General features: G+C 70.8%; 13 protein-coding genes and 2 pseudogenes. 2 read left to right on the top strand and 13 right to left on the bottom strand.

Going from position 1 to position 13,804, the window contains the following annotated elements; genetic code table 11:
* From DY245_RS37055 to DY245_RS37045, 4 genes and pseudogenes are all read right to left on the bottom strand, one after another.
* Positions 1-560, bottom strand: a pseudogene (locus DY245_RS37055) (LytR family transcriptional regulator); the annotation flags it as partial.
* Positions 561-586: 26 nt separating this feature from the next.
* Positions 587-1,198, bottom strand: coding sequence for a nicotinate-nucleotide adenylyltransferase (gene nadD, locus DY245_RS37050; RefSeq protein ID WP_128511486.1), 612 nt, complete (start codon positions 1,196-1,198; stop codon positions 587-589).
* A 52-nt stretch (positions 1,199-1,250) separates the two neighbouring features.
* On the bottom strand, positions 1,251-1,412 hold the full coding sequence (locus DY245_RS44980; protein ID WP_181924036.1) for a hypothetical protein: 162 nt from the start codon (positions 1,410-1,412) through the stop codon (positions 1,251-1,253).
* A gap of 130 nt (positions 1,413-1,542) precedes the next feature.
* Positions 1,543-1,752: a hypothetical protein gene (locus DY245_RS37045; RefSeq protein WP_128511485.1), complete on the bottom strand. Its 210-nt coding sequence runs from the start codon at positions 1,750-1,752 to the stop codon at positions 1,543-1,545.
* Positions 1,753-1,846: 94 nt separating this feature from the next.
* Between DY245_RS37045 and DY245_RS37040 the strand changes: the two genes are divergently transcribed.
* Positions 1,847-2,941, top strand: coding sequence for a M48 family metallopeptidase (locus DY245_RS37040; protein WP_128511484.1), 1,095 nt, complete (start codon positions 1,847-1,849; stop codon positions 2,939-2,941).
* Positions 2,942-2,982: 41 nt separating this feature from the next.
* On the opposite strand, the gene DY245_RS37035 is transcribed toward DY245_RS37040, so the two are convergent.
* From DY245_RS37035 to proB, 5 genes are all read right to left on the bottom strand, one after another.
* Positions 2,983-4,110 (bottom strand): SCO2583 family membrane protein, encoded by a 1,128-nt coding sequence (locus DY245_RS37035; protein WP_128511483.1) that lies wholly within the window; start codon positions 4,108-4,110, stop codon positions 2,983-2,985.
* A gap of 107 nt (positions 4,111-4,217) precedes the next feature.
* Positions 4,218-4,898, bottom strand: a complete 681-nt coding sequence (locus tag DY245_RS37030) for an SCO2584 family spore wall biosynthesis protein (RefSeq protein ID WP_128511482.1) — start codon at positions 4,896-4,898, stop codon at positions 4,218-4,220.
* A gap of 89 nt (positions 4,899-4,987) precedes the next feature.
* Complete coding sequence (locus tag DY245_RS37025) at positions 4,988-6,256, bottom strand: glutamate-5-semialdehyde dehydrogenase (RefSeq protein WP_128511481.1); 1,269 nt, start codon at positions 6,254-6,256, stop codon at positions 4,988-4,990.
* Between the two features lie 68 nt (positions 6,257-6,324).
* Complete coding sequence (locus tag DY245_RS37020; RefSeq protein ID WP_128511480.1) at positions 6,325-6,822, bottom strand: hypothetical protein; 498 nt, start codon at positions 6,820-6,822, stop codon at positions 6,325-6,327.
* A 289-nt stretch (positions 6,823-7,111) separates the two neighbouring features.
* A complete protein-coding gene (gene proB / locus DY245_RS37015) occupies positions 7,112-8,209 on the bottom strand; it encodes a glutamate 5-kinase (protein WP_181924035.1) in 1,098 nt (365 codons plus the stop codon).
* Between the two features lie 454 nt (positions 8,210-8,663).
* Between proB and DY245_RS37010 the strand changes: the two genes are divergently transcribed.
* Positions 8,664-10,760 carry a hypothetical protein gene (locus tag DY245_RS37010; protein ID WP_128511478.1) on the top strand — a complete coding sequence of 699 codons (2,097 nt, stop codon included), beginning with the start codon at positions 8,664-8,666 and terminating at the stop codon, positions 10,758-10,760.
* Between the two features lie 131 nt (positions 10,761-10,891).
* Here the strand turns inward: DY245_RS37010 and obgE are convergent, their stop codons facing one another.
* The 4 genes and pseudogenes from obgE to DY245_RS36990 form a co-directional block, all read right to left on the bottom strand.
* Positions 10,892-12,328 carry a GTPase ObgE gene (obgE, locus tag DY245_RS37005; protein ID WP_128511477.1) on the bottom strand — a complete coding sequence of 479 codons (1,437 nt, stop codon included), beginning with the start codon at positions 12,326-12,328 and terminating at the stop codon, positions 10,892-10,894.
* Between the two features lie 158 nt (positions 12,329-12,486).
* Positions 12,487-12,744 carry a 50S ribosomal protein L27 gene (gene rpmA / locus DY245_RS37000; protein ID WP_018088248.1) on the bottom strand — a complete coding sequence of 86 codons (258 nt, stop codon included), beginning with the start codon at positions 12,742-12,744 and terminating at the stop codon, positions 12,487-12,489.
* 14 nt (positions 12,745-12,758) lie between these two features.
* Positions 12,759-13,079 carry a 50S ribosomal protein L21 gene (gene rplU, locus DY245_RS36995; RefSeq protein WP_006605648.1) on the bottom strand — a complete coding sequence of 107 codons (321 nt, stop codon included), beginning with the start codon at positions 13,077-13,079 and terminating at the stop codon, positions 12,759-12,761.
* Positions 13,080-13,354: 275 nt separating this feature from the next.
* Positions 13,355-13,804 (bottom strand): annotated as a pseudogene (locus DY245_RS36990) (Rne/Rng family ribonuclease); the annotation flags it as partial.

Here is a 13,804-nt window from a genome sequence, read left to right as displayed (position 1 = left end):
GCGCCGCCCGCGGCTTCCGGCTCCGCCATGTCGGCCGACGGGGCGCGGCGCTGTGCGGGCGGCCGCGGCGGCCCGTCCTGGCGCGGCGCAGCGGGTGCCTCGTAGCGGGGCTGCTCGGCGTAGGGGACCTGCTCGTACGGCGACTGCTGGGCCTGCTGCGGGATCCACTCCTGCTGGTGGGGCTGTTGCTGCGGGGACGGGTGCTGCTGGGGCTGGGCGTACGGGTCGTACTGCTGGGGGTAGCCGGGCTGGGCCTGCACCTGCTGGCGCCCGTACGGGTCATAGCCGTACTCCGTCCGGCCCTGCTGCCCCTGGTACGACTGCGGGCCCTGGCCGCCGCCCTGTTGGCCGCCGTACGGGTCGTAGCCCTCGTAGCCGGACGGTGCGGTCTGCTGCCCGTACGGGTCGTGGTGCTGCTCGTACGACGGCTGTGCGGCGTCGCGGTACACCGGCTGCCCGTAGGCGTCGTAGGTGTAGCCCGGCTGCCCCTGCTGCTCCTGGGCATACGGGTCGTGGGCATACGGGTCCTGCGGCCCGTACGGATCCTGTCGGTCGCTCACCGGTGCCCCTTTCCGTCAGCCCCGTATCAGCGGTCGTTGCGGTACAGCTGTTTTTTGTCGATGTAGCGCACCACACCGTCCGGCACCAAGTACCAGACCGGATCCCCCTGGGCGACGCGCGCCCGGCAGTCGGTCGAGGAGATGGCCAGCGCCGGCACCTCGACCAGGGACACCGCCCCCTCGGGCAGCCCGGGGTCCGCGAGGACATGGCCGGGCCTGGTCACCCCGATGAAGTGGGCGAGCGAGACCAGCTCCGCGGCATCGTGCCAGGTCAGAATCTGGCTGAGCGCGTCGGCGCCGGTGATGAAGAACAGATCCGCGTCACGGTGCTCCGCGCGCAGATCACGCAGCGTGTCTATCGTGTACGTCTTGCCGCCGCGGTCGATGTCGATACGGCTGACGGAGAACTGCGGGTTCGATGCCGTCGCGATGACCGTCATCAGATACCGGTCCTCGGCCGGGGACACCGTCCTGTGGCTCTTCTGCCACGGCTGCCCCGTCGGCACGAAGATGACCTCGTCGAGGTGGAACTGGCTGGCCACCTCGCTGGCGGCGACCAGGTGTCCGTGATGGATCGGGTCGAACGTGCCGCCCATCACTCCGAGTCGCCGCTTCACGGGCCCTGTGTGCTCTCCCATGCGTGCAGACCCTACTGGGCGACGCGCGATGCCGGGGGCCGGGTGCCGGGGCTCAGCGGTCCCGGTTGAAGCGGGTGGTGATCCAGAGCAGGAGGAGCAGGATAAAAAGGGCGCCGCCGCCGGTCAGGTACGGGCTGAGGCTGGCGTGACCGCCCTCGTGTCCGGGTTCGGCGGCGAGGGTGGCCAGGGACTGTGCGGTGGTGTGCAGGCTCATCGTCGGCAGGACCAATCCGGGCTGGGGTCGGGCAGAGACTTCCGCCACATCGTAAGCGTCGGCTCACCGCGGGCCCACGGCGACTCCACCCGTACACGTACGGAGGGGGCCGTCGGGGGTCGTCAGTGTGTCAGTCCTGGCCGTAGCCGCGCAGCAGGAACCAGGCGAGCAGGACGGCACCCACGACGCCGACGACGATCACGGTGCGCAGAATCCAGCCGGGCCCGTCGGCCCTGGAGCCCTCCTGGACTGCGGCGAGCAGCACGCTCGGATGCGGCATGACGATGCGCTCCCTCGGGTACGGGCCCGTGCGGTCCTTCGTACGGGTCTGTGCGGTCATTGGTGCGATCGCCAGCGTACGCCCGAGCATCCAATCGTCTGTCAGTGGCGTCCTCTAGTCTGAAACACACGCAGTCGAACAGGGGGAGGCCCCAATGACGGAGAGCCCAGGCGGCAGCGAAAACGTACCGAGCCGGGACCGGCGGCGATTCCCCGGAATTTCCTCGCGGTCGTACGAGCACCCCGCGGACCGCTCGGCGCTGGTGGCGCTGCGCAAGCTGAGCGGGTTCGACACCGTCTTCAAGACGCTCAGCGGCTTGCTGCCGGAGCGCAGTCTGCGACTGCTGTTCCTGTCGGACTCGGTGCGGGTGGGCGAGCAGCAGTTCGCGCACCTCAACGACATGCTGCGCGATGCCTGCTACATCCTGGACCTGGAGAAGGTCCCGCCGATGTACGTCAATCAGGACCCGCAGCCCAACGCCATGTGTATCGGTCTGGACGAGCCGATCATCGTGGTGACGACCGGCCTGGTCGAGCTGCTGGACGAGGAGGAGATGCGCGCGGTCATCGGCCACGAGGTCGGGCATGCGCTGTCCGGGCACGCCGTCTACCGCACGATCCTGCTGTTCCTGACGAATCTGGCGATGAAGGTCGCCTGGATCCCGCTGGGCAATGTCGCGATCATGGCGATCGTGACGGCGCTGCGCGAATGGTTCCGCAAGTCGGAGCTGTCGGCGGACCGCGCCGGGCTGCTGGTCGGCCAGGATCTGCAGGCCTCGATGCGCGGTCTGATGAAGCTGGCCGGCGGCAACCATCTGCACGAGATGAATGTGGACGCCTTCCTCAAGCAGGCGGACGAGTACGAGACCGGCGGCGATCTGCGCGACTCCGTGCTGAAGATCCTCAACCTGCTGCCGCGCAGCCACCCGTTCACGACCGTGCGGGCGGCCGAGCTGAAGAAGTGGGCGACCAGCCGCGACTACCAGCGGATCATGGACGGCCACTACCCGCGCCGGGACGAGGACAAGGACACCTCGGTCTCCGACTCGTTCCGGGACTCCGCCGCGCACTACGCCGACTCGGTGCGCAACAGCAAGGACCCGCTGATGGGCCTGGTGCGCGATATCGCGGGCGGCGCGGGCGATTTGGGCGGCAAGCTGCGGGACACGGTCTTCCGCGGCGGCTCGCGCCCCGACAGCTCGGGCGGCGCCAACGGCTCCGGTGGCGCCAAGGGCTCGGACGGGTCCTAGCGGTCGGACGGGTCCTAGCGGCTGGGGCACGCCCTGGTGGGCTAGCGGATCGGATGGCTCGGCTTCGGCTGGGCGGAGGGCGCCAGCTCGCCGCAGAGCGAAGGGTTGGCCCGGTCCCTGGCAAAGGGGTCGGTGCCCGTGGGCCGGTCATTGCCGGCGTGCTGTCCCGCGAACAGCGGGCGCAGCGCGTCGGCCGGCTTGGAGGAGCAGGCCAGCGGCCCGGCCTGCAGGCTGCTCTGCAGCACCTCCAGGCGGTGGTCGCTGAGGTCGTCACGGGTGAGGCGGAACTGCAGCTCGCGCCGGACGGTGACCAGCGAGGCGGCGCCCGGGGTGGCCTTGCCGATGTCCTGGCCGGCGGAGCCGTCCTGCTGCGCGCCGGGGGCGGGCCGTACGGCGTAGACGAAGGTGTAGTCGGCGGTCACATCGAGCGCGTCCGGGCTCAGCTCCGTGGCGGACAGCGTGCCGTCGACCCGTACATCCCGGTCGGCGAGCCGGGTGTACTTCGGGTCAAAGCGGACCAGCCAACCGGTTGCCGCATGGCGCCCGTTGTCGTCGGGGTGCGCCAGGCTCCGGTCGAACTGGTCGAGTTGGCCGGTATCCAGCAGGAGCCGCACGGGTCGTACGGATCCGCCGGTGAGGGTGGCCGGGTCCAGCGAAGAGCGGACGAGGTAGTCCTTCGCGATGGTCAGGGCGGCGACGATCTGGCCGTCGGAGAAGTGCGCCGTACGGGCGACGGCGGGCAGATTGACCCCCGCGGCGCCGATCCGGTAGTCGGCCGCGGGGCTGTGCGCGAAGAGGTCCTCGGGTGACGCGCCGGGCACGTCCCTGGTCGGTGCGAGCGGCACCACCGCAGACCGCAGCGGCTGCGCCTGGACCGGCTCCGGGGTCTTGTACGGGTGCCGTACGCCCATGTAGACGGCCGTGCCGAAGGCGAGAATGATCAGCAGCACCAGCAGGACGGCCTGCCGGGAGCCACCCAGCCGCATCCATGCGTGCCGGGTTTTGACGGCCGGCGAATGGTGCTCACCGAGCCGCTCGTCGGCGGAGAATTCCTGCAGGCGTGCAGCGCGCACGAACGATTCGTCGAAGACAACGGATCGGTATTCGTCCTCACCGCCTCCCGAGGCGCCGTTGGGCGTCCCTTCGGGAGGGTCACCAGGCCCGGTCATACAACAAGAGTAGGTCTGCCGGGGCGAAGGTAAACGCCGGGGCGCCGGGCAACTTCAGCGGACGGTTCCGTTTCGGGCGCCCGTATCCGGGGCAGTGCGCTACGGCCTCACTGCGGCCTGGGCATCGCGGAAAACGACGGGCGCACCGGCTCCGCCGACGGCAAGGACGGCAGGCCAGGCCGCGCCGTACGGACGCTGTCCACGCCGCCCGTGGTGGGGGCGTCCACCCCGCTGGAGGTGGGCGCCGGCGCCGGGCTCTGGGTCCGCCCCGAGGCGCCCCGATAGACGGCGCTGAAGGCCAGCGCTACCAGCCCGATGCCCATGACCACGGCCAGCACCCAGGCGACCGGCCGATGCCAGCGGATACTGCCGCGGTAGGGGCGCAGCGACCCGCCGTAAGGGCCGTACGGGCTGTGTGGCCGGTAATCGCCGTAGTCGCCGTAGTCGCCGTCGTCCTCGTACTCGCTGTAATCGCCGTAATCGCCGTACGTCTCGTAGTCGTCGGTATCCGGGCCGCGGCGGCGACGGCGGTGGCCGGTCTCGTCCGGGTCGTCGCCGTCGGGACCGAAACCGGCCCCCGAGCGGGCCGCCTCGGCCTCGGCGCGCGCCTCGGCGGCGGCCAGCATCCGCTCGACCGCTGAGGGCTCATGGACCTGTGCGGACCGGACGAATTCCTCGTCGAAGACCACGGAGGCGAATTCTTCGTCCGCTTTTCCGTGGCTCTCGTGGTGGTGCTCGTCGGGCTCTTCGCCGTCCGGGAACGGCTTGCCCCCCACGTCGTCCGGCACCCGTCCAGGTTAGCCCCGGCGGGTCTCTTTGGGCAGAGAGAATGCACAGAGAACGCAGAGCGGAGCGGGCGAGGAATCCGGGAGCCGGCTCAGCGGGTGTGGCCGTCGCCCGTGACGATGTACTTGGTGGACGTGAGCTCGGGCAGTCCCATGGGGCCGCGGGCGTGCAGCTTCTGCGTCGAGATGCCGATCTCCGCGCCGAAGCCGAACTGGCCGCCGTCGGTGAAACGGGTGGAGGCGTTGACCGCGACGGTGGTGGAGTCCACCAACTGGGTGAACCGGCGGGCGGCGGCCTGCGAGGTCGTGACGATGGCCTCGGTGTGCCCGGAGGTCCAGCGCCGGATGTGCGCCACCGCCGCGTCCAGGTCGGGCACCACGGCCGCCGCGATGTCGTACGAGAGGTACTCCGTCGCCCAGTCCTCGTCGGTGGCGGGGGCGACCAGCCCGGGGCCCGCCTGCTGCCAGGCGGCGTCGCCGTGCACGATCACCCCGGCCTCGGTCAGCGCCGCCAGGGCGCGCGGCAGGAACTTCTCGGCGATCCCGGCGTGCACCAGCACCGTCTCCGCCGCGTTGCAGACACTGGGCCGCTGTGCCTTGGAGTTGATGAGGATGTCGATCGCCATATCGATGTCGGCCGCCTCGTCGACGTAGACATGGCAGTTGCCGGTGCCGGTCTCGATCACCGGGACGATGGACTCCTCGACGACCGTACGGATCAGGGAGGCGCCACCGCGCGGGATCAGCACATCGACCAGGCCACGGGCGCGCATCAGCTCACGTACCGAGTCGCGGCTCTCGCCGGGCACCAGCTGCACCGCGTCGGCGGGCAGCCCGGCGCTCTGGACGGCGTCCCGCAGGACGTCCACCAGGGCGCTGTTGGAGGCGTACGCGGAGGACGAGCCGCGCAGCAGCACGGCGTTGCCGGACTTCAGGCACAGCGCCGCGGCGTCCACCGTCACATTGGGCCGGGCCTCGTAGATGATCCCGATCACGCCGAGCGGGACCCGGACCTGCCGCAGATCGAGACCGTTGGGCAGGGTCGAGCCGCGCACCACCTCGCCCACCGGGTCGGGCAGCGCCACGACCTGGCGGACGTCCTCGGCGATGGCCGCGATCCGCTCCGGGGTGAGGGTGAGCCGGTCCACGATCGACTCGGCGGTGCCGGCCGCCCGCGCCTTGGCGATGTCCTCGGCGTTGGCGGCGACGATCGCCTGGGTCTGTGCCACCAGGGCATCGGCGATGGCGAGCAGCGCGGCATCGCGGGCCGTACGCGGCAGCGGCGCCAGGACGGCGGCCGCCTCCCGTGCGCGACGGGCGGTCTCGAGGACGGGTGAGGAGTGCGATGCGCTGCTGGTCATGGCCGCAGCCTAGCGGGGTGGCGGGCTGCGGCCATGTGGTATCTCACAGCGCGGGACGCGGGCGGCCGTCAGTAGGGATGGACCCCGACCGGTGACGCCGGTGGCGGGCCGTACCCCTCCGCGATGCGCTGGTGGTAGGTCTCGCGGTCGATGACTTCCAGGCCGACGATCTCCCACGGCGGCAGCTTGGCCGTGGAGCGGTGCTCGCCCCACAGCCGGAGCGCGACCGCCGCGGCGTCGTGCAGGTCCCGCGCCTCCTCCCAGTAGCGGATCTCGGCGTGGTCGTTGGCATAGCGGCTGGTCAGCAGGAAGGGATGGTCGTGGGCGAGCTGCTCCAGCGCCCGCCGGACCTCCTTCAGCGGGGCCTCGGCTCCCGAGACGCTGAGGGTGATGTGCCACAGCCGGGACGCCTCCCGGCGCTCGCCCTCCGGTGTGGGCCGCGCCGTCCTGTTCCGCTCCACGCGCTCGTCGTCATCCGGCCGGCCGGCGTCCTCGCCGGTTCCGACGCTGGTCAGTGTGCGCTCCGCCGACCCTCGGGGCGGTGCCCCTGGGCGCCCTCGTCTCACCGGCGGCCTCCTGTGATGCGAATCGCCCCGCGCTCGGGTGCGGAGCCGATTGGTGCGGTCGTACTTCGGCGTGTGCGCTTGCGCGCTGCGGGCGCCGCTCCCCTACGGCGCCCCCGCAACAAAGTTGACCAGCCCGCGGCCCGTCGCGGGGGCGTTTTTGCCAAGGTCCCGGCGGAAAGGCTGGTCTTCACACCGCACCGGCGACGGCGCATTCCGGCCGTGACGGCCATGAAGGCCGGCAGCGGGTCGGGACCGGGTTCAGCGGTGCCGCACGACCGACAGGGCGGCCTCAGCGGTGCAGCAGCACCAGATCGTCACGGTGCACGACCTCCCGCTCGTACGCGGGGCCCAGCTCACGGGCGAGATCGCGGGTCGAACGCCCCATCAATCGAGGGATTTCCCGGGCGTCGAAATTGACGACTCCACGGGCCACCGCGCGGCCGCTGCCGTCCCGCAGCTCCACCGGGTCACCGGCGGAGAACTCACCCTCCACGGAGGCGATGCCGGCCGGCAGCAGCGAGGAGCGCCGCTCGACGACCGCCTGCACCGCCCCGTCGTCCAATACCAGGGCGCCACGCGGTGTGGAGGCGTGCGCGAGCCACAGCAGCCGGTCGGCGGAGCGCCGGCCGGTGCGCAGGAAGTGGGTGCCGGTCGGGCCGCCGGCCAGCGCGTCCGCGGCGTGCACGGCGGAGGTCAGGACGACCGGGATGCCGGCCGCGGCCGCGATCCGGGCCGCCTCGACCTTGGTGACCATGCCGCCGGTGCCGACGCCGGCCCTGCCCGCGCTGCCGATGGAGATGCCCTCCAGGTCCTTGGGCCCGCGGACCTCGGCTATCCGGGAGGTGCCGGGGGTGGCCGGATCGCCGTCGTAGAGGCCGTCCACGTCGGACAGCAGGATCAGCAGGTCGGCACGGACGAGATGGGCGACCAGCGCCGCCAGCCGGTCGTTGTCGCCGAAGCGGATCTCGTCGGTGGCGACGGTGTCGTTCTCGTTGACGATCGGTACGGCGCCCATGGCCAGCAGCTGGTCGAGGGTCCGGTACGCGTTGCGGTAGTGGGCCCGGCGGCTGGTGTCGTCGGAGGTGAGCAGGACCTGGCCGACCCGGCGGCCGTAGCGGGCGAAGGAAGCGGTGTAGCGGGCGACCAGCAGGCCCTGGCCCACGCTGGCGGCGGCCTGCTGACGGGCCAGGTCGCGGGGCCGCTTGGCCAGCCCCAGGGGCGCCAGGCCCGCCGCGATGGCACCGGAGGAGACCAGCACGATCTCCTTGTCCTGATGCTTGGCCAGCACATCCACCAGCGCATCCACGCGGTCCGCGTCCAGTCCCCCGGCGGCCGTGGTCAGCGACGACGAGCCGACCTTCACCACGATCCGGCGGGCGTCCGCCACTTCCTGCCTAGCCCCTGCCACTGAAACTAACCCCTGTGCTCGCCGATCCACCGCTGTACGGGGATCCCTGCCCGCCCCGTATGACGTCCCTACGGGCGCAATCTACGGCAGAGCGGCCCACGGGCGCGTCGCGATACCGCCTGGCGGACGCCCCGCGAGACGGTCCGGCGGCACTTGGGAGGTACAACACCGTGAAGAATCAGGGGCCAGGCAGATCCGCTCCGCCCGCCCCGATCGGGTTTTCTTAAGACGGAAGCCGAGGCCAAGAGGTTGCGTTCGATTGATCCGCTTTCGCGGTGATGAGAGCCACAGCAGATTGTCACCAAGGCCAACAAGGTCATACGGTCGGGTGTCCATCGGTCCCGTTTCGCCGCTCCGGCGGCGTCGCAGCGCGGGACCCCGGCCGCCCCCCTCGGCCTCCCCCTGACCTTCGTGCTGCCAGGAGCCCTCCCCCGTGCCTTCCGCCGGAATCGTCCCCCGCCGAGCCGTACAGCTCGCGGCCCTCTTCGCGATGATGGTCGCGTTCACCGCCCAGCTGGTCGGTGCGCTGCTGCCCGTCATCCCGCTGTTCATCGCCGCATCCGTGGTCAACCTGGGTCTGGACCTGATCCTCCAGCACAAGCAGCCCGGCCTGCTCGCGGTGCTGGGCCGGATCCGGTTCGACGTCACGGTGCGCCAGCTGTTGCGCGACATGCTGATACTGGTCGGCCTGCTGCACATCGACGGCATCAACCCGCTTGAGGAGCAGGCGCCGCTCACCATCACGCTGCTGCTCTTCTACGGCACCCACTTCGTGTGCCAGGCGGTCGCCGTACTGGTCCGCAGGACCCGCAGCCTGCCGTTCGTGACCCGCAACATCGACGCGAGCGCGCTGCGGCTGTGCGACGCCCCGCCGCGCATCCTCTCCCGTCAGACGGGCCGCCGGCTGCTGCGCTTCTCCGTACCCACCACGGTCGGCATGATGCTCACCTCGATCACCACGGACGCGTACTGGGGCGGCATCGGCCTCGCCGTCTCCCTGGCCCTGTCCGCCGGCGGCACGCTCTACCTGGGCACCTGGCTGCTGCCCAAGAAGCGGGTGGCCGACGAGAAGCAGGCCCTGGAGTGGCTGGACAACTGGCTCGCGGACTACCGGCCGACGGTCGGCATGTACTTCTCCGGCGGCTCCTCCTCCGCCTACCAGGCCAACATGTGGCTGAGCACCCTCGCCGCCCTGGACGGCAACCCGATCATCGTGCTCCGTGAACGCTTCATGGTGCAGAAGATCGAGGCCACGGACGTGCCGATCGTGTGCATCCCCAAGGTCGCCAACCTGATGCGCCTGGAGCACTCCACGCTCAAGGTGCTGCTGCACCCGGCGAACTCCGGCAAGACCTCGCAGATCCTGCGTATCCCCTCCATCAAGCACGCCTTCACCAACCACGGCGAGAGCGACAAGCTGTCCTCCTGCAACCCGTACGCGAAGGCGTACGACGAGGTGTGGGTGGCGGGCCCGGCGGCCCGTGACCGCTACCAGCTCGCCGACATCGGCGTCGAGGACAAGGACGTCATCGAGGTCGGACGGCCCCAGCTGGCCCCGATCCGGCCGATCCAGCGACACGACAGCGCCCCGGCCGGCCGCCTGACCACCGTGCTGTACGCCCCGACCTGGGAGGGCTGGGACGGCAACCCGGGCAACACCTCGGTGATCCTGGCCGGCGAGAACATCGTCCGCGAGCTGCTCGCCGACGAGAAGGTGCGGCTGCTGTACAAGCCGCACCCGATGACCGGCTCCGTGGACCCGCGTGCGGGCGCCGCCAACACCCGTATCCAGGCGATGATCACGGAGGCCAACGGCCGGCGCAGCGGTGCCCGGCCCGGCCCCGAGGCCGCCGCCGAGCTGGCCCGCCGCACCGAGGAGCTGGACGCGCTGACCACCTCCGCGTTCCGCAAGAGCGCGGACGAGCTGGAGCGGATGCGGCTGCAGGGCACCCCGGAGGAGGGCCGCGCGGCCGCCGTGTCGACCGCCGTCACCGCCTGGGAGGAGGCCTACTGGTACTCCTTCCCGGAGTGGGAGCACCGGATCATCACCACCGCCCGCCCCGGCATCTTCAGCTGCTTCAACGAGGCGGACGTGCTGATCAGCGATGTCTCCAGCGTCGTCTCGGACTACCTGACCAGCGAGAAGCCGTACGCGGTCGCCAACACCTCGGGGATGAGCGAGGACGACTTCCGGGTGAACTTCCCGACCGTACGGGCGGCGACCATCCTCACGCCCGAGGCGGACGGTGTGACCGGTCTGCTGGATGCGGTCCGCAACCCGGAGAAGGACACCCTCGCCGCGGAGCGCGCCGAGCTCAAGGAGCATCTGCTCGGCCCGTCGGACCCGCCGTCCTCGGTCCGCTTCAACCAGGCCGCGCTGGATCTGTGCGCGAAGGCCGACGAGCGCCGCATCCGGATGGAGAGCCGGCTGTCCGGTATCCCCGGGCAGCGCTCGCAGGAGGACGTGGACGCCTCCGAGACGGCCCGGCACGAGGCCAACGGCGCCTCGGACGCCGCGGCCGCCGTCTAGCCCGCAGCGGGCCGTCTGCGGCCTCGACAGCGGTACAGAGCCACGGGGAAGGCCCCCGGGAGGAGATCCTCCCGGGGGCCTTCCCCGTTCTTCCGTGGTTCTTCCGTGCTGCGGACCGCCCGGCGGACCCGTCAGAAGGGCCGGAAGCCCTCGTACTCCTGGTCGGCCTCGTCCCGCGCCACGTCCCGGTCCTTGCGGCGCACCGCGGCCGGCCGGGGCGCCTCCAGGCGGTGGTCCTCACCACGCCGTCCCAGCATCTCCGCGCCGGCCGCCATCATCGGCTCCCAGTCGAAGACGACGGCGTTGTCCTCGGGGCCGATGGCGATGCCGTCGCCGGCGTGCGCGCCCACCTTGCGCAGCGCGTCCTCGACACCGAGACGGTTGAGGCGGTCGGCGAGGTAGCCGACGGCCTCGTCGTTGTTGAAGTCGGTCTGACGGACCCAGCGCTCGGGCTTCTCACCGCGCACGCGGTAGAAGTTCTCGCCCTCCTCCGTGACCGTGAAGCCGGCGTCGTCCACGGCCTGGGGCCGGATGACGATACGGGTGGCTTCCTGTACGGGCTTGGCGGCGCGAGCCTTGGACACGACGTCGGCGAGCGCGAAGGACAGCTCCTTCAGGCCCATGTGGGCGACCGCGGAGACCTCGAAGACGCGGTAGCCACGCTCCTCCAGGTCGGGGCGGATGATGTCGGCGAGGTCCTTGCCGTCCGGGACGTCGATCTTGTTGAGGACGACCATCCGGGGCCGGTTCTCCAGGCCGCCGTACTGCTTGAGCTCCTCCTCGATGGTGTCGAGGTCGGAGACCGGGTCACGGTCGGCCTCCAGCGTCGCGGTGTCCAGGATGTGTACGAGCACCTCGCAGCGCTCGACATGCCGCAGGAACTCCAGGCCCAGGCCCTTGCCCTGGCTTGCGCCGGGGATCAGACCGGGGACGTCCGCGATGGTGTAGACGGTCGATCCGGCCGTCACCACACCGAGGTTGGGCACCAGGGTGGTGAAGGGGTAGTCGGCGATCTTGGGCTTGGCGGCGGAGAGCACCGAGATCAGCGAGGACTTGCCGGCGCTCGGGTAGCCGACCAGCGCGACGTCCGCGACGGTCTTGAGCTCCAGCACGATGTCGCGGGCCTCGCCGGGCTCGCCGAGCAGCGCGAAACCGGGGGCCTTGCGGCGGGCGGAAGCCAGCGCGGCGTTGCCGAGGCCGCCGCGGCCGCCCTGGCCGGCGATGAAGGTGGTGCCCTGGCCGATGAGGTCGGCGAGCACATTGCCCGCGCGGTCCAGGACGACGGTGCCGTCGGGGACCGGCAGGACCAGATCCTGGCCGTTCTTGCCGGCGCGGTTGTCGCCCGCGCCCGGCTGGCCGTTGGTGGCCTTGCGGTGCGGGTGGTGGTGGTATTCGAGAAGTGTGGTGACGTCCTGGTCGACCACCAGGATCACATCACCGCCACGGCCGCCGTTGCCGCCGTCCGGGCCGCCCAGCGGCTTGAACTTCTCCCGCATCACGGAGGCCACGCCGTGGCCTCCGTTACCCGCGGCGACGTGCAGCTCGACGCGGTCCACGAAGGTGGTCATGGTGGGGGTGCCTCCAGATAACTACGGGTATGTCGCTGTACTGCGCGAATGTCTCTGTACTAACACGCAAGGGCGGACCGGCCTTCCCGCTTTCGCGAGAAAAGGCGGTCCGCCCCTGAGTGATGCTGATGCTGAGCTATCGCTCGGTCAGGCCGAAATCACTCGGCGACCGGGACGATGTTCACGACCTTGCGGCCACGGTGGGTGCCGAACTGCACCGCACCGGCAGCAAGGGCGAACAGGGTGTCGTCGCCGCCGCGGCCGACGCCCGTGCCCGGGTGGAAGTGGGTGCCACGCTGGCGGACCAGGATCTCACCGGCGAGGACGGCCTGACCGCCGAAGCGCTTCACGCCGAGCCGCTGAGCATTGGAGTCGCGACCGTTCCGAGTGGACGATGCGCCCTTCTTGTGTGCCATGTCTCCTCAGTCCCTTACTTCGCCGGAGCGTCGATGCCGGTGATCTTCAGCGCCGTGTGGAGCTGGCGGTGGCCGATCCGCTTCTTGTAACCGGTCTTGTTCTTGTACTTCTGGATCCGGATCTTGTCGCCCTTGTGGTGGTCGACGACCTCGCCCTGGACCTTCACGCCGGCCAGGACCCACGGGTCACTGGTGACCGAGTCGCCGTCGACAACCAGCAGCGTCGAGAGCTCGACGGTGTCGCCGACCTTGCTGGTGGAAATGCGGTCAACCTCGATGACGTCGCCAACAGCAACCTTCTGCTGGCGTCCGCCGGTGCGCACGATCGCGTACACGCGGAACTCTCTTTCGCTAGGTTTCGATCCTCTGACGCCAGCCGCTCACACGGGCTCGGGATAGGGCCCGTGGAATCCGAATGGACGAGCGGCCTCCCTCGGCGAACCGAGAGGTGTTTGCTCAGGGGTTTGGTGTCACAGACACCGACGGTCAAGGTTACGGGGCCTTGACCAGCGGGTCAAACCGGCCCCGGACCGCTGACGGTCCGGGGCACGGATTACTGCTCAGTCCTCCGCGGAAGCCCCGGTGCAAGCACCGGGGCCACTGGAGCGGCTTACGCCGCGCCCTCTGTCTGCGCGGCCGAGGGCTGCTCGGCGGCAGCGGTCTTCTTGGCCGCCGCCTTCTTCGTCGTCGCCTTCTTCGCGGTGGTCTTCTTCGCCGTGGCCTTCTTGGCGGTGGTGGTCTTCTTCGCCGCCGCCTTCTTGGCCGGAGCCTTCTTCGCCGTGGCCTTCTTGGCGGTGGTGGCCTTCTTCGCCGCCGCCTTCTTGGCCGTCTTCTTGGCGGCGGGCGCCGCCTCGGCCTCGACAGGCTCGGCAACGGGCTCGGCGACCGGCTCCGCCGTCGGCGCGACGATCACGACGGTCGCCGCGGAGTCGTCGGCCGTCTCCGGCGAGCCCGCCGGGGCGGTGACCTTACGGGTCACCCGACGGCGCGGACGGGCCGGCGCGGGCTCCGCGGCCGGCACCTCGGCGACCGGCTCCGGCTCGGCGGCCGGCGCGGGCGT

The sequence above is a fragment of the Streptomyces inhibens genome (assembly GCF_003389455.1).
In the GTDB taxonomy this organism is placed as follows: domain Bacteria; phylum Actinomycetota; class Actinomycetes; order Streptomycetales; family Streptomycetaceae; genus Streptomyces; species Streptomyces inhibens.
The sequence above is the reverse complement of the archived record's forward strand: the minus strand, read 5'-3'. Positions and strand labels throughout refer to the sequence as shown.